The sequence below is a fragment of the Streptomyces sp. NPDC026062 genome (genome assembly GCF_055568375.1).
Genome location: NZ_JBVHOQ010000026.1, coordinates 91,722 through 116,045, shown reverse-complemented (window position 1 = coordinate 116,045; position 24,324 = coordinate 91,722). Strand labels below are relative to the sequence as shown.

Below are 24,324 nucleotides of genomic sequence, written 5' to 3'. Positions count from 1 at the left end.
TTTTCGGACAGCCCGCACCGGGGCAGGTCCACGGAAATGCCGAAGGGCCCACGGTCTCATGACCGTGGGCCCTTCGTCGGCAGAACGCCGCCAGGGCTACTGCTCCCGGCGAAGGTTCGGCTTGAGGTCCTTGAAACGGGCCAGCAGGCCGTTCACGAAGGACGGGGAGTCATCGGTGGAGAACTCCTTGGCGATCTGCACCGCCTCGTCGATCACCACCGCGTCGGGTGTCGCGTCCACCCAGATCAGCTCGTACGCACCGAGCCGCAGGATGTTCCGGTCGACGACCGGCATGCGGTCGATCTCCCAGTCCACGGCGTAGGTGACGATGAGGTCGTCGATCCGGTCCGCGTACTGCGCGTACCCCTCGACGAGCTCCATCGTGTACTCGGTGACCGGCGGCTGACGGGTGTCGGACCGCGAGTGCCGGACCCAGTCCGCGAGGACCGTCTGCACGGACTCACCGCGCTGGTCGGCCTCGAAGAGGATCTGGAAGGCTCGCTTGCGGGCCGTGTTCCGGGCAGCCACGGTTAGCTGTTCACCCGGCCGAGGTAATCGCCCGAGCGGGTGTCGACCTTGATCTTCTCACCGGTGGTGATGAAGAGCGGGACACCGATCTCGTAGCCGGTCTCCAGCGTGGCGGGCTTGGTGCCACCGGTGGACCGGTCGCCCTGGACGCCCGGGTCCGTGTGCTGGATGGTCAGCTCGACGGCGGCCGGCAGCTCGACGTAGAGCACCTCGCCCTCGTGCTGGGCGACGGAGGCGGTGAAGCCCTCGATCAGGAAGTTGGCGGCGTCGCCGACAGACTTGCGGTCGACCATCAGCTGGTCGTAGGTGTCCATGTCCATGAAGACGAAGTACTCGCCGTCCATGTACGAGAACTGCATGTCGCGCCGGTCAATGGTGGCCGTTTCGACCTTCACGCCGGCGTTGAACGTCTTGTCGACGACCTTGCCGGACAGCACGTTCTTGAGCTTGGTGCGCACGAAGGCCGGGCCCTTGCCGGGCTTGACGTGCTGGAACTCGACGACGGACCAGAGCTGGCCTCCGTCGAGCTTGAGCACCAGGCCGTTCTTGAGGTCGTTCGTGGAAGCCACGGTTGCGGAATCTCCTGGACTGAAGCTGGTGGAACGACCGAGGATGCGCGCTAGAGCGCGAGCAGCTCCTTGGTCGTAATGGTGAGTAGCTCGGGTCCGCCGTCCGCCTCGGGGCGCACGACGAGCGTGTCATCGATCCGGACCCCGCCCCGGCCCGGGAGGTGGACCCCCGGTTCGACGGTGACCGGCACACAAGCGTCCAGTTTACCCATGGCTCCAGGTGCCAGCTGCGGGTCCTCGTCGATTTCGAGCCCCACCCCGTGCCCGGTCCACGGCGCGAGGCCCTCACCATGGCCCGCGGAGTCCAGTACCTGACGGGCGGCACGGTCCACGTCACGGTAGGCGGCACCGGGTGCGAGAGCCTCGCGTCCGGCCCGCTGAGCGGCGAAAACCAGGTCGTAGAGGTCGATCTGCCAGTCGGCCGGCGCCGTACCGATGACAAAGGTGCGGCCGATCTCGCACCGGTATCCGCGGTAGCTGGCACCGAGGCACACGGAGAGAAAATCTCCTTCTTCCACCCGACGGTCCGAGGGCCGGTGACGGCCTCGGCCGGAATGGGGACCGGTGGCGACCGAGGTCGCGAAGGCCGGGCCGTCGGCGCCGTGATCGACCAGCCGGCGTTCGAGTTCGAGGGCGAGATGCCGCTCCGTGCGGCCGACCAGGATCGATTCGAGGAGTTCACCCAGCGCCTGGTCGGTGATCTCGGCCGCGATCCGCAGACAGCCGATCTCCTCCTCGTCCTTGACGATGCGCAGCTGCTCGACGTTGGCACCGAGGTCGGCCAGCCGGAGCCTGGGGGCGACCGAGGCCATGGCCCGGTGCCTGGCAACGGTCAGATCGTGTTCCTCGACGGCCAGCGACTCCGCACCGCCCGCCGCGGCCAGGTCCGCGGCCGCGACCACGGGATCACCGCCGGTCACGGACAGCAGATCCACCCGGAGCCGGTCGTCGGTGCGCCCGTCGGACGGATCACCGCTCGGAGGGCGCGGGCAGAGCAGGACGTCCTCGTCGGGGCCGAGCAGCAGCACGGCCCCCGGGGGCGCTCCGCCCGCCAGGTAGCGGACATTGGCGGGGCGGGAGACCAGGGCGGCCGCGGATCCGACGGCGGCGCACCGGTCGCGGAGCAGCCCGCGGCGGACGGCGTACACCTCTGACATGCATCGAGCGTACGAGTGTGAGCGCGGGCCCGCGCGGTCAGCGCACCCGCCCGGGGGGTGCGCCCGCTCGTCGGCGGACGGGCCGCCGGCTCACCAGGCCGGCGGGCTGGCGAGGGAGCGGGCCAGTATGTCGTCCAGGACGCGGGCAGTGGTCTCCACGTCGTAGGTGGAGTTGTCGATGATCGGCAGCCCGGAGCCGTACCAGCCGGCCATCCGGCCGTGGATCCGGGCGACCTCCTCGTCGGAGAGACGGCGGTTGCCGCTGCGGGCGGCGTTGCGCTCCAGGACGATCTCCAAGCCCGGCAGCAGGACGACGGGAAGCAGTCCGGGGCCGACGTGGCGCTTCCAGCCGCCGAGGCCGACGACGGGCCGGTCGGGGAAGACGGCATCGTCGAGGATGCAGGAGATGCCGTTGGCCAGGAAGTTGCGGGCCGCGAAGCCACAGGTGCGGCGGGCCAGCCGGTACTGGGCCTCCGACTGGTCGTTCCACCCCGCCTGCGGGTCGGCGAAGCCGGAGCAGACCCACTCGCGGACGTCGTCGAGGCTGACGTGGGCGGTGGGGACGCGGCGGCGGGCGGCCCAGAGCTTGGCCACCGTGGTCTTTCCGGCGCCTGCCGGCCCGATCAGGAGCACGGCCAGGGTCGCGTTGCCGGTACCGGGCTCGGCGGGCGGCGCGGGCAGCGGTACGGGCCCGCCCGGCGGCAGCTGGATGTGCCCGGTGGTCTCCCTGGAGACCGGAACGGGGGCGTGGTGCGGCGCGGGACCGGTCCAGCCCTGCTGCGGGGCGGGTGGTGCGACGGGCGGCGGCCCCGGGCGCCCGGCGGGGGGCTGGGCGGGCGGTCCGGCCGGGGGCGGGAGGGGCGGACCCGGGTGGCCGGGGTGCTGGGACTGGTGCGGCCAGCCGACAGGTCCGTTTCCGGGTCCCTGGGGCGGCGGCAGCGGGGCCCCCACTGCGTGCTGCATCCGGTGGCACTCCGTCTCGTACAGGCAACTGGCGCTGGTGGAACGGCAACCGTACCTTCCCCGGCCGCCACGGAGGGAACGGCCGGGGAGGGTTCACCGTGCCCCGTCGGCCAAGTCGGCCTTCCGGGGCGGGGATGCGTCAGTCCGTCAGTTCGTCGGCGAGCGCCCGCAGGGCGAGCCGGTAGGACCCGATACCGAAGCCGGCCACGGTCCCCGTGGCGACCGGTGCGACCACGGAGTTGTGACGGAATTCCTCCCGCGCGTACGGGTTCGAGATGTGCACCTCGATCAGCGGAGCGGTGCGCTGCGCGGCCGCGTCCCGCATTCCGTACGAGTAGTGCGTGAAGGCACCCGGGTTGAGAACGACCGGAATTGAACCGTCCGCGGCTTCGTGCAGCCAGCGGATCAGCTCACCCTCGTCGTTGGTCTCCCGGACGTCGACGTCGAAGCCGAGTTCCTTGCCGAGGGTGCGGCAGGTGTCGACGAGGCCGGCGTAGGAGGTGGCCCCGTAGACGTCCGGCTCGCGGGAGCCGAGGCGGCCGAGGTTGGGTCCGTTGAGGACGAACACCCGGCGGGTCACGCCGACACCTCACCGTAGGCGGCCAGCAGCACGGCCGGGTCGGGGCCCTCCAGGACGGTGGGCTTGCCGAGGCCGTCCAGGACGATGAAGCGCAGCAGGTTGCCGCGGGACTTCTTGTCGACCTTCATGTTCTCCAGCAGCTTGGGCCACTGGTCACCGCGGTAGGTGAGCGGCAGTCCGACGGACTCCAGGACCGCGCGGTGCCGGTCGGCGGTGGCGTCGTCCAGGCGTCCGGCGAGGCGGCCCAGTTCGGCGGCGAAGACCATGCCGACCGAGACGGCAGCACCGTGGCGCCACTTGTAGCGCTCGTTCTTCTCGATCGCGTGGGCCAGCGTGTGCCCGTAGTTGAGGATCTCGCGGAGCCCGGATTCCTTGAGGTCGCTGGAGACCACCTCGGCCTTGACCCGGATGGCCCGCTCGATCAGTTCGGAGGTGTGCGGTCCGGCCGGTGTACGCGCGCCCTGCGGGTCCGCCTCCACGAGGTCGAGGATCACCGGGTCGGCGATGAAGCCGGCCTTGATGATCTCGGCCATGCCGGAGACGTAGTCGTTGACCGGCAGCGAGTCCAGCGCGGCCAGGTCGCAGAGCACTCCGGCCGGCGGGTGGAAGGCGCCGACGAGGTTCTTGCCCTCGGCGGTATTGATGCCCGTCTTGCCTCCGACGGCCGCGTCGACCATGCCGAGCACGGTCGTGGGTACGGCGATCCAGCGCACTCCGCGCAGCCAGGAGGCGGCGACGAAGCCCGCGACGTCCGTGGTGGCGCCGCCGCCGATGCCGACGACGACATCGGTGCGGGTGAAGCCGGTCTGGCCGAGCGCCTTCCAGCAGTAGGCGGCGACCTCGACGGTCTTGGCCTCCTCCGCGTTGGGCAGCTGGATGGCGATGGCCTCGTAGCCCTGGTCCGCGAGGTCCTGGCGGACGGCCTCGCCGGTCTCGGCGAGCGCCTCCGGGTGCAGGACCGCGACGCGCTGGGCACGCTCACCGATGAGCGAGGGGAGCTCCGCGAGAAGCTGCCGGCCGATGAGCACCTCGTACGGGTCGGTGCCCGCGCTGCCGGCGATCCGGATACGGGTGGGGGCCTGGTCGGTCATCGTTGGTTTCTCCCGGCCGGACGGTGCGTCCGGCAGCTCCAGTGCGTCGAGGACCGCCTGGGCGACCTCTTCCGGTGTGCGCTCGTCGGTCGCGACGACCGCGCGGGCCACCTCCGTGTAGAGGTGACGGCGGGCCTCCATGAGTTCGCGCCACTGCCGGCGCGGGTTCACGGCGAGCAGCGGACGGGCGGTGTTCAGCCCGACCCGCCTGACCGCCTCGTCGACGTCCATCGAGAGGTAGACGACGGCGTGGCCGACGAGCAGGGCGCGGGTCGTGGCGTCGAGGACGGCGCCGCCGCCGAGCGAGAGGACGCCCTCGTGCTCGGCGACCGCGGCCCGCACGGCGTCCCGCTCCAGTGCGCGGAAGCGCTCCTCGCCCTCGTCGTAGAAGATGTCCGAGATCGGCTTGCCGGCCGTGGCGACGACGTCGGCGTCGGTGTCCCGGTAACCGGTGCCCAGACGGTCGGCGAGCAGTTCGCCGACCGTGGACTTGCCGACGCCCATCGGCCCGACCAGGACCACCAGCGGACCGCTCATCGGATCTGGAGGTGGTCGAGGTACGACTGGACGTTGCGGTGGGTCTCGGCGACGCTGTCGCCGCCGAACTTCTCCGCGACCGCGTCGGCGAGGACCAGTGCGACCATCGCCTCGGCGACGATGCCCGCTGCCGGAACGGCACAGACATCGGAGCGCTGGTGGTGCGCCTTGGCCGGCTCGCCCGTCACCACATCGACCGTGCCGAGCGCGCGCGGCACCGTCGCGATCGGCTTCATCGCGGCGCGGACGCGCAGCAGCTCACCGGTGGTCAGACCACCCTCGGTGCCACCCGCGCGGCCGGAGGCGCGCTTGATCCCGTCGTCGGTCACCAGGATCTCGTCGTGCGCCTGCGACCCGGGCACCCGGGCGAGGTCGAAGCCGTCGCCGACCTCGACCCCCTTGATGGCCTGGATTCCCATGAGCGCGGCGGCGAGACGGGCGTCGAGCCTGCGGTCCCAGTGCACGTGGGAACCGAGGCCGACGGGCACGCCGTACGCCAGCACCTCGACCACGCCGCCGAGCGTGTCGCCGTCCTTGTGGGCCTGGTCGATCTCGGCGACCATCCGCTTGCTCGCGTCGGCGTCGAGGCAGCGCACCGGGTCGGCGTCGAGCCTGTCGGCATCGGCGGGGACGGGGTAGACCCCGTACGGCGCCTTGGCCGCGGCCAGCTCGACGACATGGCTGACGATCTCGATGCCGGCGGTCTCCTTGAGGTAGGACCGGGCGACGGCACCGAGGGCGACGCGCGCCGCGGTCTCCCGGGCGCTGGCGCGCTCCAGGACCGGCCGGGCCTCGTCGAAGCCGTACTTCTGCATACCGGCGAGATCGGCGTGGCCGGGCCGGGGGCGGGTCAGCGGGGCGTTGCGGGCCTGGGCGGCCAGCACCTCGGGGTCGACCGGGTCGGCCGACATGACCTGCTCCCACTTGGGCCACTCGGTGTTGCCCACCATCACGGCGACGGGCGAGCCCATGGTCAGACCGTGCCGGACCCCGCCGAGGAAAGTGACCTCGTCCTTCTCGAACTTCATCCGGGCGCCGCGCCCGTAACCGAGCCGTCGCCTGGCGAGCGCGTCCGCCACCATCTCCGTAGTGACGGGGATACCGGCGGGAAGACCCTCCAGCGTCGCCACCAGTGCGGGGCCGTGCGACTCTCCGGCGGTCAGCCAGCGCAACCTGCTCAACGGTGCTCCTCATGCTCGCGCCTGTAACTGCAACGGCGCGACCGGGTGCGCGGCCCTGGCCCGCCGCCCCCGATCCTCCCACGACCGGGCCGCCCGGCCCGCCGCCGGTCCAGCAGACGGACGGAGCGGCCGGGCGAAAGGTGCGGTCAGCGGGCGGCCAGCGCCTGTTCGCCGGCCCGGCGCATGGCGGCCAGCGGGGCGGGCGCACGGCCCGTCATCTGCTCGACCTGGAAGACGGCCTGGTGCACCAGGAGATCAAGACCTCCGACGATTGCACCGTTGCGGGCCGCCCACGCGGAGGCGAGTCCAGTGGGCCATGGCTCGTACAGCACGTCGAAGAGCGTGCCTGGACGGTCCGGCACGGCGTCCATCAGCCCGTCCGTGGCCCCGGCCGGCGTGGTCGCGATGACCAGCGGGGCGTGCAGCGCCTGCTCGGCCTCGGCCCAGTCGGCGATCCGCACATCGACCCCGAGCCGTTCGCCCCAGCCGCGCATCTCGTCACCGCGTTCGCGGCTGCGGACGTAGGCGGTGACCGGTCCCGGACAGATCCGCGCGAGTGCGGCGAGTGCGGACGAGGCGGTGGCTCCGGCACCGAGAACAGCGGCGGCCTCGGCCTTCTCGACACCGCGCTCGCGCAGGGCGGCAATCATGCCGGGGATATCCGTGTTGTCGCCGGTGAGCCGGCCGTCCTCGCCGAGGACGACCGTGTTCACGGCCTCCACGGAGGCCGCTGTCTCGCTGACGGAGTCCAGCAGCGGGATGACCGCCCGCTTCAGAGGCATCGTCAGGGAGAGCCCGGCCCAGGTGGAGTCCAGGCCGCCCATGAAGCCGGGCAGTGCCTGCTCGTCGATTTCGAACCGGTCGTACGACCAGCCGTCGAGACCGAGTTCGGCGTAGGCGGCCCGGTGCAGCACCGGGGAGAGCGAGTGGGCGATGGGCGAACCGAGAACGGCTGCCCGGTGGCGCCCGTCAGTCGAGGCCATGCAATTCCTTGAACTTCTCGTTGAGCTTCTCGTGCTCCGCGGCCGTCTTGGTGAACTGGGTCTTCTTGCCGTCGAGCGAGATGAAGAACATCCACCCGCCGGCGGTGGGACTGAGCGTGGCGCGCAGGGCCTCGTCACCGGGGTTGCTGATGGGGCCGGGCGGCAGACCTGCGTGGTAGTAGGTGTTGTAGGGATCCGGATTGGTCCGGATCTCGTTCGACCTGATCTTGATCTCGCTCTGGTTCTTCAGGTAGTTGAACGCAGAGTCGAATTCCAGCTTGCGGTTCGTGGCCACGTTGTCGGGCTTGAGCCGGTTGTAGACGACTTCGGCCATCTTGCGGAAGTCGTCGTGCGTCAGGCCTTCCGCCTGGACCAGGCTGGCCACGGTGAGCACCTGCCAGGGACCGTCGAGCTTGTACTTCTTGGCGGTTCCCTCGAGGTCGAGATCCTCGTACTCCTCGTTGGACCGCGAGACCATCTTCTTGAGGATCGCCTCCGGCTTGGTCTCCTTGGTGACCGGATACGCGGCCGGGTAGAGGAATCCCTCCAGCGGGTCCTTGATGTCCTTGTTCCTGCCCGCCCAGCCGGGGAGGCCCAGATCGGCCTTCTTCGACGTGGCGACGGCCTTGGTCGTGCCCTTCTTGAGGTCCAGCTTCGCGTCGATCATCGCGTAGACGGCGACATTGCGGGAGCCCTCGGGAATGATCAGAAGGTTCTGGCTCTTCGGGTCGACCATCATCTTCACGGCCTCGGCCGCCGACATCTCCTTGTGGAGGAGATAGACCCCGGCCTGGATCGACTTCCCCTTGGGGTTCTCGTTCTGCGCGGAGACGAACGCGTCGACGCTCTTGACCACACCCAGCTTCTTCAGGATGTTGCCGATGTCGTATCCGTACGAGCCCTTCGGGATCTCCACCTCGACCGAACCCGAGCCGCTGCCCGTGTAGTCGGGGGCGGAACCGAATTTGTCCTGGTAGAACGAGTAGCCGAAGTAGACCGCTCCGCCGAGACCGCCGGCCAGGACGAGGGAGACGACCAGACAGGCGCAGCCGCTGCGGCCCTTCTTCTTCTTGCCCTTGCCGCGCCGCTCGCCTCCGCCGTCACCTCGGCGGGACTCGCGGGGATCGTCGTCGTCGTAGTCGTCGTCCTTGGCCTCGCCGTCGTCCGCGCCCGTGAAGAAGGGGTGCGTCTCCTCCGGCTGGACCTCGGGGTCCCAGTCCGGGTTCCGCTCGGGGGCCTGCGCGGGAGCCGCTTCGCGGCGGCCCGGGGGCTGCGGCGGGGGGTACGCCTCGGAGGTGCCGTAGTAGTCGTTCGTCTCGCCGTAGCCGTACGGGGCGTCCGGCCGGCCCTCGTACGGCATCGCGGCGGGCTGCTGACCGGTGTCCCAGCCGCCGTTGTAGGGCTGCTGCTGGGCGTACGGGTCCTGCTGGGCGCCGTACGGAGGCTGCTGCTGGTACTGCGGCTGCTGTGCGTAGGGATCCTGCGGGTTCTGCTGCTGTTGCTGCTGCGCGTACGGATCCTGCTGCTGTTGCTGCGCGTAGGGGGCCTGCGGATGCTGCTGCGCGTAAGGGTCCTGCAGGTACGGCGTCTGCGGCTGCTGCTGGGCGTACGGGTCCTGCGGGTAGGGCTGCTGCTGGCCGCCGTACTGGCTCTGGCCGGGAGCGGGCTGCTGCCCGCCTCCCCATCCCTGGTCCCCGTACAGGGGATCCTCGGGACGCCACGGTTCGGAGCCGGGGCCCCGGCCATACTCAGTCATCGATCCCCTTGAGCCGCGAGACGACGTTCCGTCTCTTTGCTGTGCGGTGTTTGTTCGAACACCGCCGCATCGCGCGGAACGTTACCGTATCGCGATCAGACAACCACTTCGACGCCCTCGCCGGGTGGCTTGCCCGAAGCCCGTTCGGACTCCAGAGCGTTCTGGAGGATCACCACAGCGGCAGCCTGGTCGATGACGGACCGGCCCTTTTTGGACTTCACGCCCGACGCGCGCAGTCCCTGACTGGCCGTCACTGTGGTCATCCTCTCGTCCAGCAATCGCACCGGAATGGGTGCAACCGCACGGGCGAGCACATCGGTGAAGGCGCGGACCTTGGCCGCCGCCGGTCCCTCACCGCCGCCCAGGGACCTCGGCAGGCCGACGATGACCTCGATCGGCTCGTACTCCGCGACGATCTGCCCGAGCCGCCGGTGGGCGGCCGGGACATCACGTCCCGGCACGGTCTCCACCGGTGTGGCGAGGATCCCGTCGGGGTCGCACGAGGCGACCCCGATCCGGGCGTCCCCGACGTCGATGGCGAGCCGGCGGCCACGGCGCATCCGCGTCATGTCCGGCGTCACGCCGTCTCGGTGACGAGGCGTTCGACAGCGGCGACGGCGTCGCCGATGGCCTCCGGGTTCTGGCCGCCGCCCTGGGCGACGTCCGGCTTGCCGCCGCCACCGCCGCCGAGCGTCTTGGCGGCGGTACGGACCAGGTCGCCGGCCTTGAGACCGCGCTCGCGGGCCGCCTCGTTGGTGGCGATGACGGTCAGCGGGCGGCCGTTGGCCGTGGTGAACAGGGCCACGACAGCCGGCCTGCCGCCCTGGATGCGCCCCCGGACATCGAGGACGAGCTTGCGCAGGTCGTCGGCGGAGGTGCCGTCCGGCACCTGGCCGGTGACCAGGGCGACGCCCCGTACGTCCTTGGCGGACTCGACCAGCCCGGCGGCGGCCGCCAGGACCTTCTCCGCGCGGAACTTCTCGATCTCCTTCTCGGCGTCCTTCAGCTTGCCGAGCATCGCGGCGACCTTCTCCGGAAGCTCCTCGGAACGGCCCTTGACCAGCTCCTGGAGCTGGGCGACGACCGTGTGCTCCTTGGCGAGGAAGTTGTACGCGTCGACGCCGACCAGGGCCTCGATGCGGCGCACGCCCGAACCGATGGACGACTCGCCGAGCAGCTTCACCAGACCGAGCTGGGCGGTGTTGCCGACATGCGTGCCGCCGCACAGCTCCTTGGAGAAGTCGCCGATGGTGACGACGCGGACCCGCTCGCCGTACTTCTCGCCGAACTCGGCGATGGCGCCCTGCTTCTTGGCCTCGCCGATCGACATGACCTCGGCCCGCACGTCGAGCTCCCGCGAGAGGACCTCGTTGATCTTCTGCTCGACGTCGACGAGGACCGTGCCGGGCACGGCGGCCGGCGAACCGAAGTCGAAGCGGAAGCGGCCCGGGGAGTTCTCCGAACCGGCCTGGGCGGCCGTCGGGCCGAGCGCGTCGCGCAGCGCCTGGTGCGTGAGGTGGGTGGCGCTGTGGGCGCGGGCGATGGCGCGGCGGCGGTTGGTGTCGATGATCGCGAGGGCGGAGGCGCCGACCGTCACCTCGCCGACCTGGACCGAGCCCTTGTGGACGGAGACACCGGGGACCGGCTGCTGGACGTCGCGCACCTGGATGACGGCACCGTTGTGGAAACGGATCCGGCCCTGGTCGGCGAGCTGGCCGCCGCCCTCGGCGTAGAACGGGGTGCGGTCCAGGACGACCTCGACCTCGTCGCCCTCGGAGGCCGCGGGCGAGGAGACGCCGTTCACGAGGAGACCGACGACCGTCGACTCGCCCTCGGTGGAGGTGTACCCGGTGAACTCGGTGATGCCGGAGTTGTCGGCCACCTCACGGTAGGCGGACAGGTCGGCGTGACCGGTCTTCTTGGCCCTGGCGTCGGCCTTGGCCTTGTCCCGCTGCTCCTGCATGAGGCGGCGGAAGCCGTCCTCGTCCACGGACAGCCCCTGCTCGGCGGCCATCTCCAGGGTGAGGTCGATCGGGAAGCCCCAGGTGTCGTGGAGCAGGAACGCCTTGTCGCCGGCGAGGACCCGGCCGCCTGCGGCCTTGGTCTCCGTGACGGCGGTCTCCAGGATGTTGGTGCCACCCTTGAGGGCCTTGAGGAAGGCGGCTTCCTCGGCGAGAGCCACGGTCTCGATGCGCTTGCGGTCGGTGATCAGCTCGGGGTACTGCAGCCCCATCGTGTTGATCACGACGTCGACCAGCTCGCTGACGACCGATCCGGTGGCCCCCATCAGCCGCATGTTGCGGATGGCCCGGCGCATGATGCGGCGCAGTACGTAGCCGCGGCCCTCGTTGCCGGGGGTGACACCGTCGCCGATGAGCATGACGGAGGTACGGATGTGGTCGGCGACGACGCGGAGCGAGACGTCGGTGCCCTGGGCCGCGCCGTAGCGCACGCCGGTGAGCTCGGTGGCCCTGTCCATGACGACGCGCAGGGTGTCGGTCTCGTACATGTTCCGTACGCCCTGCAGGATCATCGCGAGGCGTTCCAGGCCGAGGCCGGTGTCGATGTTCTTGGACGGCAGGTCGCCGAGGATCGGGAAGTCGTCCTTGCCGTCGCCGGCGCCGCGCTCGTACTGCATGAAGACCAGGTTCCAGATCTCCACGTACCGCTCGTCGTTGACGGCGGGGCCGCCCTCGACGCCGAACTCGGGGCCCCGGTCGTAGTTGATCTCGGAGCAGGGGCCGCAGGGACCGGGGACGCCCATGGACCAGAAGTTGTCCTTCTTGCCGAGGCGCTGGATGCGCTCGGCGGGGACACCGATCTTGTCGCGCCAGATCTGCTCGGCCTCGTCGTCGTCGAGGTAGACCGTGATCCACAGTCGCTCGGGGTCGAGGCCGAAGCCGCCGTCCGCCACGGAGCTGGTGAGCAGCTCCCAGGCGTACTCGATGGCGCCTTCCTTGAAGTAGTCGCCGAAGGAGAAGTTCCCGCACATCTGGAAGAACGTGCCGTGGCGGGTGGTCTTGCCGACCTCTTCGATGTCCGGCGTGCGGACGCACTTCTGCACGCTGGTGACGCGCGGGGCGGGGGGCTTGACCTCGCCGAGGAAGTACGGCTTGAAGGGCACCATGCCCGCCGGGACCAGCAGCAGAGTCGGGTCGTCCGCGATGAGCGACGCCGAAGGGACAACGGTGTGACCGCGCTCCTCGTAGAAGCTCAGCCAGCGGCGGCGAATTTCAGCCGACTCCATCAGTGGTCCTCATTCCGGTTGTACGAGTTGTAGGTACGTGACGTGGGGGGAAGCGCGCGGCGCGCCTCGGGCTCGGACGCCTCGACGACGAGGTGGCGGCGCACGGGGAGATCAGGGTCGACGGGCGCTTCGAGGCCGAGCGCCTCGCCCAGTTCGGCCTCGCGCCTGGCCATGCCCTCACGGACGTCCAGGGCGAAGTCCTTGAGCTTGTGACCGGCCACGACCGCCTTGTCGGCGGCCTGCGCGGCAAGGCTTTCGGGGGTCAGCTGCTTGATCTTCCGGTTGACCTTGGCGGTGGCCCAGACGCCGGCGGCTGCGCCGGCGGTGAACCAGAACGTACGGCGGAACATCGCTGCGTCAGTCCTTCGATCCGCGGGGGTTTCTGCCGTTGCGCTTCCTGCCACGCGCGGACGGCACGGTCCGGCCGACGATCACCGGGCGCCCAGAACGCGCTTCGGGTTCGGGACCGGTCTTGCGGCCGATGGCCTGCCGGACTCCGTAGCCGAATGCGGCGACCTTGACCAGCGGACCGCCGAAGGCGGAGGCGACGGTGGTGGAGAGCGCCGAGGCGTTGGAGGTGACTTCCTGGACGTCCGTCGCGATCGCGTCGACCTTGTCGAGCTGGGTCTGCGCGGAGCGTACGGTCGCGGACGCGTCGGCCAGCAGCGGAACGGCCTGTTCGGTCACGTCCGCAACGAGCTTCGTGGTCGCCCTGAGCGTCTGGGCTAGCCTCACCAGCACGACGGCGAGGAACGAAACCAGGATCGCCCAGAAGACGGCCACCAGGATCCCGGCCACCTCTCCACCGGACACAGTGCACCGCTCTCTGGCTTGTCGTCTGTCTGTCTTGTTTCCAGCTCTTCGGCGACGGCCGTCGCCGAAGCCGATCACCGCCCCCGAGCTTATCGCGCCGGGGCTCGCGCCTTGTACCGCATTGCGGGCCGGCCCCGCAGGAGTTCCCGCAACGATGTCGTACGGAGCGCTTTCGGGCCAGTACTCTGCGTGTCTCATGCGACGCCCTCAGCGCCCCTTCCCTTCCTCCGGTGATTCCAGCCCTTCGGCCGCCTCCCCCGAGGCCCCCACCCCCTGCCACCGGGGCAATCTCCCCGCGGAGCTGAACAGATTCGTGGGGCGGGAGGCCGAGTTGGCCGAGGTCGTCGGGCTACTGGAGGAGTCCCGGCTGGTCACCGTCGTCGGGGTGGGCGGGGCCGGCAAGACCCGGCTCGTCAGCAAGGTGGCGGCGCTCCTGGAGAAACGGTACTGCGACGGGGTCTGGCTGGCGGAACTGTCCGGCGTCCACGATCCCGCACTGCTGGAGCACGCCCTGGTCGATGCTCTGGGCCTCACCGATCACACGAGCAGACCGCCGCGCACGACACTCCTCGAACACTGTGCCGAGCACCGCCTCCTCCTGGTGATCGACGGTTTCGAGCATCTGGTGGACGCCTGCGCGGAGTTGGTACGGGACCTGCTGCGCCGGGCGCCGCGGCTACGGGTACTGGCGGCCGGCCGGCTGCCGCTGGACCTCGACGGCGAGACCGCCTACCCGCTCGCGACCATGGGTGACGAGGACGCCGTGCTGCTGTTCGCCGAGCGGGCCTCCTCGGTGCGGCCCGAGTACCGGCTGACCGAGCACGCCCGGGACACCGCCCTGGAGCTGTGCCGCCGTCTCGACGGCATTCCGCTCGCGCTGGAGCTGGCCGCCGGCCGCCTTCTCGCCCTGTCGGCGGAGCAGGTGCTGCAACGGCTGGACGACCGGTTCCGGCTGCTGACCGGCAGCAGCCGGAGCGCGCTCGCCCGGCACCAGACGCTCCGTACGGCCATCGGCTGGAGCCATGAACTCTGCGCGCCGGAACAGCGGCTGCTGTGGGCGCGGCTCTCCGTCTTCGCCGGGCAGTTCGACCTGGAGGCGGCCGAGTACATCTGCAGCGGTCCCGATCTGCCCACCGAAGCGGTGCTGGACGTGCTGTCCGGGCTGCTGGCCCAGTCCGTGATCCTGCGGGAGGAATCGGCTGCGGGCGCCCGTTACCGGATGCTGGACACGGTCCGGGAGTACGGCGCCGAGTGGCTGGCGGCCACGGGCGACACGGACCGGCTGCGCCGTCGTCACCGGGACTGGTTCCTGGGGCTCGCGACCTGGTGCGAGCTCGACTGGTTCAGCCCCCGGCAGGCGGCGGTGGCGGCCCGGGTGGAGAGCGAGCTGCCGAATCTGCGGCAGGCCATGGAGTGTTCGCTGGAGATCCCCGGGGAGGCGCACCTCGCGCAGTATCTGGCGGGCACGCTCTGGTTCCTGTGGGTCGGCTGCGGACGCCTGTCGGAGGGCCGGCACTGGCTGGAGCACGTACGGGAGGAGGAGACTCCGTACGACACCTCGCGGCTGAAGGCGCTGTGGGTGCTCGGTTACGTCGCGGTCCTCCAGGGCGATCCGGTGGGCGCGATCTCGGCACTGACCGAGTGCCGGGAGGAGGCGGACCGGGCGGGTGACGCCGCGGCGTCGGCGTACGCGCTGCACCGCACCGGCTGCCTGGCCCTGGTCACGGACGACGTGGCCCGCGCGCACGAACTGCTGCGGGAGGCCCTCGGCCGCTACCGGGAGCTCGGCGAGCTGAACAGCAACGTGCTGATGGCCCAGGTGGAACTCGCCATGACGACCGGGTTCCAGGGGGACCTGGACGGCGCGGTCGCGATCTGCGAGGAGGTCCGGGAGATCTGCGAGGACCACGGGGAGCGGTGGGCGCTCAGCTATGCGCTGTACGTCCTGGGGTTCGCCTCACTGCAGCGGGGCCTGCCCGGCCGGGCACGGGAGCTGCTCGGGGAGTCGCTGACCATCAGCCACACCTTCCACGACCGGCTGGGCACCGTGCTCGCCCTGGAGCTGCTGGCACTCGTCACGGTGATCGAGGGCGACGCCGCCGAGGCGGCCCTGCTGCAAGGGGCCGCCGACCGGATCTGGCCGTCGGTCGGTCTGCCGCTGTTCGGCTCGGCGCACTACAGCAAGCCCCGGGCCCGGTGCGAGGAACTGGTCCGGAACGAACTGGGCGAGGAGCTGTACAGGGCGGGGCTGCGCACCGGCGGCGAGCTGGACATGGACGCGGTGGTGGCCAGGGCGCTGTCGGGCGGGCGCGGCGAACACTCCGGCGTACAGGGTTCGCCGCCCCCGGCCGGGGGAACGCGAAAGCCCGCCGCCTCCCCGATCGGGGAGGGGCGGGCCTGAGCGCCGGTGCTGAGCGGCTACGCCTGAATCAGCGGGCGTAGTACTCGACGACGAGCTGCTCGTCGCAGATCACGGGGATTTCCTTGCGGTTCGGGTCCCGGTCAAGGCGGAAGGCCAGGGCCTTCAGGTTCACCTGCAGGTAGCGCGGGGTCTCACCGTCGGTGTCGTAACCACCCTCGCGGGCAACCTGGAAGGGGTACTTCTCACGGCTGCGCTCGCGGACCATCACGATGTCGTCGGGACGGACACGGAACGACGGCTTGTCGACCTTGCCACCGTTGACCTCGATGTGGCCGTGGACGACCATCTGGCGGGCCTGGTAGATCGTCTTGGCGATACCGGAACGCAGAACCAGCGCGTCGAGACGGCGCTCGAGCTCGACGACCAGCGCCTCGCCCGTCTTGCCTTCGGCCTTCTTGGCGCGGTCGTAGGCACGCGCCATCTGGCGCTCGCTGATGTCGTACTGGGCGCGCAGACGCTGCTTCTCGAGCAGACGGACCTTGTAGTCCGAGTTCTGCTTGCGGCCACGGCCGTGCTCGCCCGGCGGGTAGGGGCGGGCCTCGAAGTACTTGACGGCCTTCGGCGTCAGCGCAATGCCGAGCGCGCGGCTCTTCTTGACCTTGGGACGCGACTGATTAGGCACGTTCTCCAGACCTCCGTTGTAGGTTAGGTTAGGCTCACCTTACTCAAGGAGATCGCATGTCTCGCCCTGGGAACACCACACACGTCACGGACAGCACAGACAGCGGCAGCACACATGAAGGTGCTGCTACGACGGAAGGCCGATCTGATCGTGGTCAGCCGCGTCCCAGCGGGCTTGAAAACACACGGATGCCGTCAGCAGCCGAGCGCACACGAACTCTCGTACAGAGTACCTGCTCCGCGGTGCTGCTCATCCCCGGGCTGGAGACCGCGGGCTCGGACCAGCTGATGCCGCTGTCCCGGAGCGTGGGTCCGGACGGCGACCTCTTCCTCGAATTCCCCGCTGATTCCCCGGCCGTACGGGCCGCGACCCATGCCCAGGACGACGAGCTGACGGCCGTGCTGGAGATCACGGACGTCGCCCCGGTCGCCGTACCCCACCGCGTCCGGGGCCGGGCCCGCGTCAGTGGCTGGCTCACCTCCGTGCCCGGAATCGCCGGTCCCGGCCGGATGCTGCTGCGGCTGGAGACGGGCGAGGCCCACGTCGAGGACCTCTGGGGCTCGGAAACGGTCGAGCCGGAAGACCTGCGGGACGCGGCCGCCGACCCGCTCCTCGCCCACGAGACGGAGGTGCTCCAGCATCTGCACGCGGCGCACGGGGACCGGCTGGGGACGCTGTGCGAACTGCTCGGCGAGCGGGCGGACCGGACCGGCGCCCTGAACCCGCCGTCCGTCGTGCCCGTCGCGCTGGACCGGTACGGGCTGCGGGTCCGCTTCTTCGAACGGAACGGCCCCTGCTTCGACGCGCGCTTCGAATTCCCCGAGCCGGTGCGCGACGTGGTGGAGCTGCGCCACGCCATGCGCACCCTCTTCGAAGCCGCCGCGCACTGAGACCGGACCCTACGAACTGTCCCGTGCACTGAGACCGGACCCTACGAACTGTCCCGCGCGCTCGGGCCGCCCTCGGTGTCCGTACGGCCCAGACGCTCGCGGACCCGGTCCGCGACATCCGCGTACCGCGCCTCGGCCCCGTAACGGGTGGGGCGGTAGTAGCGCTTGTCGCGGACGGCGTCCGGGGCGTACTGCTGGGCGGCGATGCCACCGGGGACGTCGTGCGGATACACATAGCCCTGGGCGTGGCCCAGCTTGGCGGCGCCCTTGTAGTGGCCGTCGCGCAGATGGGCCGGCACCGCACCGGCCAGGCCCTTCCGTACGTCTTCCTGGGCCGCGGAGATCGCCAGCGTCGCCGCGTTGGACTTCGGGGCGAGCGCAAGCGCGATGGTGGCGTGGCTGAGGGTGAGCGCCGCCTCCGGGAAACCGATCATCGCGACGGCCTGGGCCGCCGCGACCGCTGTGGGCAACGCCGTGGGGTCGGCGAGGCCGATGTCCTCACTGGCCGAGATCATCAGCCGCCGGGCGATGAACCGGGGGTCCTCCCCCGCCTCGATCATCCGGGCCAGGTAGTGCAGCGCCGCGTCGACGTCGGAGCCCCGGATCGACTTGATCAGCGCACTCGCCACGTCGTAGTGCTGGTCGCCGTCCCGGTCGTACTTCACCGCCGCCCGGTCGACGGTCTCCTCCAGGGTGAGGAGGGTGATCTCCTCCTCCTTCTTGGACATCGCCGCGCCGGCGGCCGCCTCCAGCGCCGTCAGCGCCCGGCGCGCGTCACCCCCGGCGATGCGCAGCAGATGCTCCTGGGCGTCCTCGGCCAGCGTCACCGCGCCACCGAGTCCGCGCTCGTCGGTCAGGGCCCGGTGCAGCAGGGCGCGCAGATCGTCGTCGGTCAGCGACTCCAGCGTCAGCAGCAGCGAACGTGAGAGCAGCGGCGAGATGATCGAGAAGTAGGGATTCTCGGTGGTCGCGGCGATCAGCGTGACCCAGCGGTTCTCCACGGCCGGGAGCAGGGAGTCCTGCTGCGCCTTGGAGAACCGGTGGATCTCGTCCAGGAAGAGGACGGTCTCCTTGCCGTAGCCGCCGGTGGCGCGACGGGCTCCCTCGATCACGGCCCGTACTTCCTTGACGCCCGCCGTGATCGCGGAGAGTTCGACGAATCGTTTGTTCGTGGCCTTGCTCACCACGTACGCCAGGGTCGTCTTCCCGATGCCGGGCGGACCCCAGAGAATCACCGAGGAGGGGCCGGCCGGTCCTCCGCCCCCCTCGCCGACGAGGCGGCGCAGTGGCGAGCCCGGCTTGAGCAGATGCTGCTGGCCCACGACCTCGTCGAGGGTACGGGGACGCATCCGGACAGCGAGGGGGCTGCTGGACGGGTCCTTCTCCTGGCGGTCTTCGGCAGCTGCGGTAAAGAGGTCGGGCTCCACGTTTTGAAGCCTATGTCACCGCACTGACATACCCGCCGGGCCGGTGCGGCCCGCAGGGGAGAGAGGGCCGGTCAGCTGGTCCAGAAGTCCCACCAGCGGGTCAGGATCAGCATGCCGATGATCCCGATCCACAGGACCGGGGGCACCCAGTGGAACTCGGTGAGCCCGTTGCGCAGCCAGCTCGGCGCGGGAATGATCCGGTGCTTGATGTTGTGCGTGGTGATGTAGCAGAACATGAGGATCGTGGCGACCCAGGCCAGGCAGCACCACAGACACAGCGAGTTGATGTTGTAGAGCGACTGGTACTGGAGCCAGGTGCAGAATCCGACACCGAACAGGGTGCCCGCGTTCATCCCCAGCCAGTACCAGCTGCGGAAGCGTGCTCCCGCGAGCAGCGCCAGACCGATCCCGATGATCACGGGGTAGGTGGCCATGCCGAGCCAGGGGTTCGGGAACCCGAAGGCCGACGCCTGCTCGCTCTTCATGATGTTGCCGCAGGCCACCACCGGGTTGAGGCTGCAGCCCGGGACGAAGCTGGGGTCCTCCATCATCTTGAGCTTGTCGAGCGTGATGACCCAGGCGGCAAGGAGTCCGGCAGCGCCCGTGATCACCAGCAGCAGCGCCAGCGCGCGACCGCCGCCGATGGTCCTCTTCCCGCCGTCCTCTTCCTGGTCGGAGGAGGGATGGTCAACCGCTGCAGTCGTCATATCGCCGTTCCGTCAGTGAGTGGCCTGCTGGGGCACGGTCATTGTGCCGTACGGCCGCACTGGTCTTCCGTTCGATGAACATAAAAATGCGCACACAAGCGGGGCGCGGACCGCACGGAACGGGAGGGTGCGGGACCGTCCCCGCCACGTCGAGGGCGTCCACGCACGTCCGCGCGCGTCCTCGGGCGGTATCCGCCCCGCCTCCGGGCCGCCACTGCCGACCTGCGGCGGAAATCGCCCGGCAGGATGAATCTGCGACCGTCACATTGACGGCAGGGGAACAGGGCTTTATCGGCCCCCTGTTGAAGGCCACCGGGTTGAAGGCCACCGGCGTTCACCGGTCGTGGGCGGGCCGTGCGGCCCGCCCGCGGCACGGAGGGTTCAGGCGAGGCGCGTGCGCACCGTCTCGACCGCCTCGGCCAGGGGAACAGCCGTCTGCTCACCGGACTCCATGTCCTTGAGCTGCACGACCCCCTCGGCCAGGTCGCGCTCGCCGGCCACGATCGTGAAACGCGCACCCGAGCGGTTGGCGCTCTTCATCGCGCCCTTCAGACCTCGTCCCCCGAAAGCGAAGTCGGCGGCCACGCCCTGGCGGCGCAGCTGCGTGACGACACCGAACAGCGCGCGCCGCGCCTCCTCGCCGAGCGGAACGGCGAAGACGCTGGTCGTGGAGGGGAGTTCGAGCTCGATGCCCTCCGCCTCCAGTGCGAGCACGGTGCGGTCGACGCCGAGCGCCCAGCCGACCGAGGGGAGCGCCGGTCCGCCGATCATCTCGGACAGGCCGTCGTACCGGCCGCCGCCGCCGACCGCCGACTGCGAACCCAGACCGTCGTGGACGAACTCGAAGGTCGTGCGGGTGTAGTAGTCGAGGCCTCGGACGAGCTTCTCGTCGTCCTCGTACACGACGCCTGCCGCGTTGAGGAGGTCACGGACCTCCTCGTGGTACGCCTTGCAGGCGTCGCACAGGTAGTCGCGCAGCACCGGGGCGCCGGTCAGCTGCTTCTGGACGTCGGGGCGCTTGTCGTCGAGGACCCGGAGCGGGTTGATCTCGACGCGCCGGCGGGTCTCCTCGTCGAGGTCGAGGTCGCGCAGGAAGCCCTGGAGCGCTTCGCGGTAGACGGGCCGGCACTCCTTGTCGCCCAGGGAGTTGAGCAGGATGCGGAACCCGCGCAGGCCCAGGGTGCGGTACGCCTGGTCGGCCAGGATGATCAGCTCGGCGTCCAGGGCCGGGTCCTCGGCGCCGATCGCCTCGGCACCGACCTGCGAGAAGTGGCGGTAACGGCCCTTCTGCGGCCGCTCGTAGCGGTAGTACGAGCCGGAGTACCAGAGCTTGACGGGCAGGTTGCCGAGCTTGTGGAGGTTGGCCTCCAGCGTGGCACGCAGCACGGAGGCGGTGCCCTCGGGGCGCAGGGCGAGCTCGGAGCCGCCCTTGGTGGTGAGGGTGTACATCTCCTTGCTCACGATGTCGGTGGACTCACCGACGCCGCGCGAGAAGAGGGCCACGTCCTCGAAGCCGGGGGTCTCGATGTAGCCGTAGCCGGAGTTCTTCAGCGGTGCGGAGATCGCCTCGCGCACGGCGAGATACTTCGCGGAGTCGGGCGGGGTCAGGTCGTACGTGCCCTTGGGGGCCTTGAAGGTGCTCACGATGTCGCTCTCGTCACATTCCTCGTCGGGGCGCGTCCATACCGCTCAGATACGGGTTGGTGGCGCGCTCGCGGCCGATGGTCGTCTGGGGGCCGTGGCCGGACAGCACCACGGTCGAGTCGTCGAGCGGCAGGCACACACGGGCCAGCGACTCGAGGAGCTCGGCGTGGTCGCCGCCGGGCAGGTCGGTGCGTCCGACGGAGCCGGCGAAGAGCAGGTCGCCCGAGAAGAGGACCTGCGGGATCTCCGCGGCCTCGGGCATCCTGAAGGTCACCGACCCCTTCGTATGGCCGGGCGCGTGCGAGACGCCGAACTCCATACCGGCCAGCAGCAGTCGCGCGCCGTCGCTGAGTTCCTTGACGTCGTCCGGCTCCCCCACCGTCAGCTCGCCCATGAGCGGCATCCCGATGGAGCGGCCGAGGGCCTTCTCCGGGTCGCTCATCATGTAGCGGTCCTCGGGGTGGATCCAGGCAGGGACGTCGTGCGCGCCGCACACCGGAACGACGGAGGCGACGTGGTCGATGTGGCCATGGGTGAGCACGACGGCGACGGGCTTCAGCCGATGCTTCTTCAGCGCTTCCTCGACCCCTGAGGCGGCCTGGTGGCCCGGGTCGATGATCACGCACTCCTCACCCGCGGCGGGGGCGACCAGGTAACAGTTGGTCCCCCAGGCCCCGGCGGGGAACCCGGCAATGAGCACGATCGTCCTTAATGGTCGTCCGACGAGGGAGGTCGGCTGCGAGGTCGCAGCAGTTCAGAGCCTACCGGCGCTCCTCATTCCACAGCTAACCCATATACCGTACGGGGCAGCCCAGGCCCGATCAGACGACGTACAAGGAGATCACCCGGTGGTCAGCAGCGATCAGCGGCGGCGGCAGCTCGCCAGGGAGAAGTTCGAGCGGCAGCAGCAGCGCCGGGAGGAAGCCCGTCGCAGGACGAGGCGGCTGACCGTCGTCATCGCCTCCGCGGTGGCCGTGGCGGCGGTCATCGGCGGTGCCACGTACTTCGTCACCAGCGGTGACGACGACAAGGACAGCAAGGCCGACGCGGCCGCGAGCCAGAGCCCGTCGGCCGAGCCCTCGCCCTCGGCCAGCGAGAAGACCGAGCCCGAGCCCGCGATGAAGATCGACAAATCGGCGAAGTACACGATGTCGCTCAAGACGAGCCAGGGCGACATCGCGTTCACCATGGACGCGGCGAAGACCCCGCACACCACGAACTCGTTCAAGTCCCTCGCGGACAAGAAGTTCTTCGACGGTACGAAGTGTCACCGGCTGACCACGCAGGGCATCTTCGTCCTGCAGTGCGGCGACCCGAAGGGCGACGGCACCGGGGGGCCCGGCTACACGATTCCCGACGAGAACCTGACCGCGCTGGGCAAGGCGGGCGCCGACGGAACCGTGACCTACCCGGCAGGCACCGTGGCGATGGCCAACACCGGCCAGGAGCACACCGGCGGAAGCCAGTTCTTCCTCGTCTACAAGGACAGCAAACTGCCGCCCACCTACACGCCGTTCGGCACGATGGACGCGGACTCGCTGAAGGCCGTCGCGGCCATCGGCAAGGCGGGAGTCAGCGGCGGCGCTGCCGACGGTGCACCGGAGAAGGCCGTGAACATCTCGAAGGCGGCCGTCGACAAGTCCTGAACCCGGACGGACCCGGCGGAATCTCCGTCCAGCGGTCACTCGGTGCGGTCGGATAATTTTCGGCCGCGCTGAGTGCGGACAGCCGGGCGGCCCTTCGCCTAGATTGGCGTTGTGCAGGGCGGGCGCTGCCCGCCCCAGGAACTGTGGACGATGCCAGGGGGGCGAACCCCCTCACGGGCATCAGGTGGAGGAGACGCTGTGAGCAGCGACCCGTGGGGCCGTGTCGACGAGACAGGCACCGTGTACGTGCGTACAGCCGATGGCGAGCAGGTCGTCGGATCGTGGCAGGCCGGTTCTCCGGAGGAGGCCCTGGCTTATTTCGAGCGCAAGTACGAGGGCATTGTGGTCGAGATCGGCCTCCTCGAACGGCGGGTGAAGACCACCGATCTGTCGGCGAAGGACGCGACGACCGCCATCGAGCATCTGCGGGGACAGGTCGACGAGCATCACGCCGTCGGCGACCTGGACGCGTTGCGCAAGCGGCTGGACGCCCTGGTCGCGACGGTCGACTCGCGGCGCGAGGAGCGCAAGGCCCAGAAGGCCAAGCAGACCGACGAGGCGAAGCATGCCAAGGAGGCGCTGGTCGTCGAGGCCGAGGAGCTGGCGCAGAGCGAGCAGTGGCGCTCCGCGGGTGAGCGGCTGCGCGCGCTCGTCGACACGTGGAAGGGCCTGCCGAGGCTCGACCGCAAGTCGGACGACGAGCTGTGGCACCGCTTCTCGCATGCGCGCTCGGCGTTCTCCAAGCGCCGCAAGGCCCACTTCGCCTCGCTGGACGCCCAGCGCGAGGAGGCCCGCAAGGTCAAGGAGAAGCTGGTCGTCGAGGCCGAGGCGCTCTCCGGGTCGACGGACTGGGGCGCGACGGCTGCCCGCTACCGCGACCTGATGACCGACTGGAAGGCGGCGGGCCGCGCCCAGCGCGAGGCGGAGGACGCCTTGTGGGAACGGTTCCGCGGTGCCCAGGACGTCTTCTTCGCCGCTCGCAACGGAGTCTTCGCCGAGCGTGACGCGGAGCAGGGCGAGAACCTCAAGCTCAAGGAGGAGCTCGCCGTCGAGGCCGAGAAGCTGGTGCCGGTGAAGGACCTCAAGGCCTCCAGGGCCGCGTTCCGGGCGCTCAACGAGCGCTGGGAGGCCATCGGCCATGTGCCGCGCGACGCCCGCCCCAAGGTCGAGGGGCGGATGCAGGCGGTGGAGCGGGCGCTCCAGGAGGCCGAGGAGTCGGAGTGGCGCCGGACGAACCCGGAGGCACGGGCCCGTGCCGCTGGTCTGACCGGGCAGCTCCAGGCGGCCGTCGACAAGCTGCGCACGCAGATCGACACGGCTCGCGCCTCGGGCAACAACGCCCGTGCCGACAAGCTGGCCCGTGAGCTGGAGGGCCGGCAGGCGCTCCTGGACCAGGCTCTCAAGGGCCTGGAAGAGTTCGGCGGCTGACCGAGCCGCAGCAGGACATGGAGCGGGGCCCGGGCGCCGTGGGGGACCGGGCCCCGCCCAGGGTGTGCGGGGGGGCGCCGGCCCCCCCCGGGGGGCGGGGGGCCCCCCCGCCGGGGGGGGGCGGGGGGGGGGC

General features: G+C 70.3%; 21 protein-coding genes and 1 pseudogene. 4 read left to right on the top strand and 18 right to left on the bottom strand.

Going from position 1 to position 24,324, the window contains the following annotated elements:
- Window positions 1–96: 96 nt before the first annotated feature.
- The 13 genes from nusB to ACZ4LX_RS23575 form a co-directional block, all read right to left on the bottom strand.
- Window positions 97–528 carry a transcription antitermination factor NusB gene (gene nusB / locus ACZ4LX_RS23635; protein ID WP_024490948.1) on the bottom strand — a complete coding sequence of 144 codons (432 nt, stop codon included), beginning with the start codon at window positions 526–528 and terminating at the stop codon, window positions 97–99.
- A gap of 2 nt (window positions 529–530) precedes the next feature.
- Window positions 531–1,097, bottom strand: coding sequence for an elongation factor P (gene efp / locus ACZ4LX_RS23630; protein WP_014157376.1), 567 nt, complete (start codon window positions 1,095–1,097; stop codon window positions 531–533).
- A 50-nt stretch (window positions 1,098–1,147) separates the two neighbouring features.
- Window positions 1,148–2,254, bottom strand: coding sequence for a M24 family metallopeptidase (locus ACZ4LX_RS23625; RefSeq protein ID WP_467648471.1), 1,107 nt, complete (start codon window positions 2,252–2,254; stop codon window positions 1,148–1,150).
- A gap of 90 nt (window positions 2,255–2,344) precedes the next feature.
- The gene (locus ACZ4LX_RS23620; protein ID WP_467648468.1) at window positions 2,345–3,217 is read right to left on the bottom strand and encodes a Pro-rich N-terminal domain-containing protein; all 873 of its coding nucleotides are present in this window, start codon (window positions 3,215–3,217) and stop codon (window positions 2,345–2,347) included.
- A 139-nt stretch (window positions 3,218–3,356) separates the two neighbouring features.
- Window positions 3,357–3,797, bottom strand: a complete 441-nt coding sequence (gene aroQ / locus ACZ4LX_RS23615; RefSeq protein ID WP_326735100.1) for a type II 3-dehydroquinate dehydratase — start codon at window positions 3,795–3,797, stop codon at window positions 3,357–3,359.
- Window positions 3,794–5,425 carry a 3-dehydroquinate synthase gene (gene aroB / locus ACZ4LX_RS23610; protein ID WP_467648465.1) on the bottom strand — a complete coding sequence of 544 codons (1,632 nt, stop codon included), beginning with the start codon at window positions 5,423–5,425 and terminating at the stop codon, window positions 3,794–3,796. Before aroB ends, aroQ begins: the two co-directional genes overlap by 4 nt.
- Window positions 5,422–6,606 (bottom strand): chorismate synthase, encoded by a 1,185-nt coding sequence (gene aroC, locus ACZ4LX_RS23605; protein ID WP_467648461.1) that lies wholly within the window; start codon window positions 6,604–6,606, stop codon window positions 5,422–5,424. The genes aroB and aroC overlap by 4 nt, the downstream gene beginning before the upstream one ends.
- 146 nt (window positions 6,607–6,752) lie before the next feature.
- Window positions 6,753–7,589: a shikimate dehydrogenase gene (locus ACZ4LX_RS23600; RefSeq protein WP_467648458.1), complete on the bottom strand. Its 837-nt coding sequence runs from the start codon at window positions 7,587–7,589 to the stop codon at window positions 6,753–6,755.
- A complete protein-coding gene (gene mltG / locus ACZ4LX_RS23595) occupies window positions 7,576–9,345 on the bottom strand; it encodes an endolytic transglycosylase MltG (RefSeq protein ID WP_467648454.1) in 1,770 nt (589 codons plus the stop codon). The genes ACZ4LX_RS23600 and mltG overlap by 14 nt, the downstream gene beginning before the upstream one ends.
- A gap of 95 nt (window positions 9,346–9,440) precedes the next feature.
- A complete protein-coding gene (gene ruvX / locus ACZ4LX_RS23590) occupies window positions 9,441–9,914 on the bottom strand; it encodes a Holliday junction resolvase RuvX (RefSeq protein WP_467648522.1) in 474 nt (157 codons plus the stop codon).
- 8 nt (window positions 9,915–9,922) lie between these two features.
- The gene (gene alaS / locus ACZ4LX_RS23585) at window positions 9,923–12,592 is read right to left on the bottom strand and encodes an alanine--tRNA ligase (protein ID WP_467648450.1); all 2,670 of its coding nucleotides are present in this window, start codon (window positions 12,590–12,592) and stop codon (window positions 9,923–9,925) included.
- Window positions 12,592–12,942, bottom strand: a complete 351-nt coding sequence (locus ACZ4LX_RS23580) for a DUF6167 family protein (protein ID WP_467648446.1) — start codon at window positions 12,940–12,942, stop codon at window positions 12,592–12,594. The genes alaS and ACZ4LX_RS23580 overlap by 1 nt, the downstream gene beginning before the upstream one ends.
- A gap of 7 nt (window positions 12,943–12,949) precedes the next feature.
- Complete coding sequence (locus ACZ4LX_RS23575; protein ID WP_467648519.1) at window positions 12,950–13,390, bottom strand: DUF948 domain-containing protein; 441 nt, start codon at window positions 13,388–13,390, stop codon at window positions 12,950–12,952.
- Window positions 13,391–13,601: 211 nt separating this feature from the next.
- Between ACZ4LX_RS23575 and ACZ4LX_RS23570 the strand changes: the two are divergent.
- Window positions 13,602–15,819: pseudogene (locus ACZ4LX_RS23570) on the top strand (ATP-binding protein).
- A gap of 15 nt (window positions 15,820–15,834) precedes the next feature.
- Here ACZ4LX_RS23570 and rpsD read toward each other — a convergent pair.
- Window positions 15,835–16,449 (bottom strand): 30S ribosomal protein S4, encoded by a 615-nt coding sequence (gene rpsD, locus ACZ4LX_RS23565; protein ID WP_136327444.1) that lies wholly within the window; start codon window positions 16,447–16,449, stop codon window positions 15,835–15,837.
- Between the two features lie 188 nt (window positions 16,450–16,637).
- Between rpsD and ACZ4LX_RS23560 the strand changes: the two genes are divergently transcribed.
- Window positions 16,638–17,339: a DUF2470 domain-containing protein gene (locus tag ACZ4LX_RS23560; RefSeq protein ID WP_467648437.1), complete on the top strand. Its 702-nt coding sequence runs from the start codon at window positions 16,638–16,640 to the stop codon at window positions 17,337–17,339.
- A gap of 41 nt (window positions 17,340–17,380) precedes the next feature.
- Here ACZ4LX_RS23560 and ACZ4LX_RS23555 read toward each other — a convergent pair whose 3' ends face one another.
- The 4 genes from ACZ4LX_RS23555 to ACZ4LX_RS23540 all read right to left on the bottom strand — a co-directional run bounded on the left by ACZ4LX_RS23555 (window position 17,381) and on the right by ACZ4LX_RS23540 (window position 21,817).
- Complete coding sequence (locus ACZ4LX_RS23555; protein ID WP_467648432.1) at window positions 17,381–18,766, bottom strand: replication-associated recombination protein A; 1,386 nt, start codon at window positions 18,764–18,766, stop codon at window positions 17,381–17,383.
- 71 nt (window positions 18,767–18,837) lie between these two features.
- Window positions 18,838–19,473, bottom strand: coding sequence for a vitamin K epoxide reductase family protein (locus ACZ4LX_RS23550; protein ID WP_467648429.1), 636 nt, complete (start codon window positions 19,471–19,473; stop codon window positions 18,838–18,840).
- A 381-nt stretch (window positions 19,474–19,854) separates the two neighbouring features.
- Complete coding sequence (gene hisS / locus ACZ4LX_RS23545; protein WP_467648426.1) at window positions 19,855–21,117, bottom strand: histidine--tRNA ligase; 1,263 nt, start codon at window positions 21,115–21,117, stop codon at window positions 19,855–19,857.
- Between the two features lie 13 nt (window positions 21,118–21,130).
- Entirely contained in the window at window positions 21,131–21,817 is a 687-nt protein-coding gene (locus tag ACZ4LX_RS23540; protein ID WP_467648422.1) for an MBL fold metallo-hydrolase, read from the bottom strand.
- Window positions 21,818–21,965: 148 nt separating this feature from the next.
- On the opposite strand from ACZ4LX_RS23540, the gene ACZ4LX_RS23535 reads away from it, so the two are divergent.
- Both ACZ4LX_RS23535 and ACZ4LX_RS23530 read left to right on the top strand, forming a co-directional pair.
- Window positions 21,966–22,763, top strand: a complete 798-nt coding sequence (locus ACZ4LX_RS23535; RefSeq protein WP_467648418.1) for a peptidylprolyl isomerase — start codon at window positions 21,966–21,968, stop codon at window positions 22,761–22,763.
- A gap of 198 nt (window positions 22,764–22,961) precedes the next feature.
- Window positions 22,962–24,191, top strand: a complete 1,230-nt coding sequence (locus ACZ4LX_RS23530; protein ID WP_467648415.1) for a DUF349 domain-containing protein — start codon at window positions 22,962–22,964, stop codon at window positions 24,189–24,191.
- Window positions 24,192–24,324 lie beyond the last annotated feature (133 nt).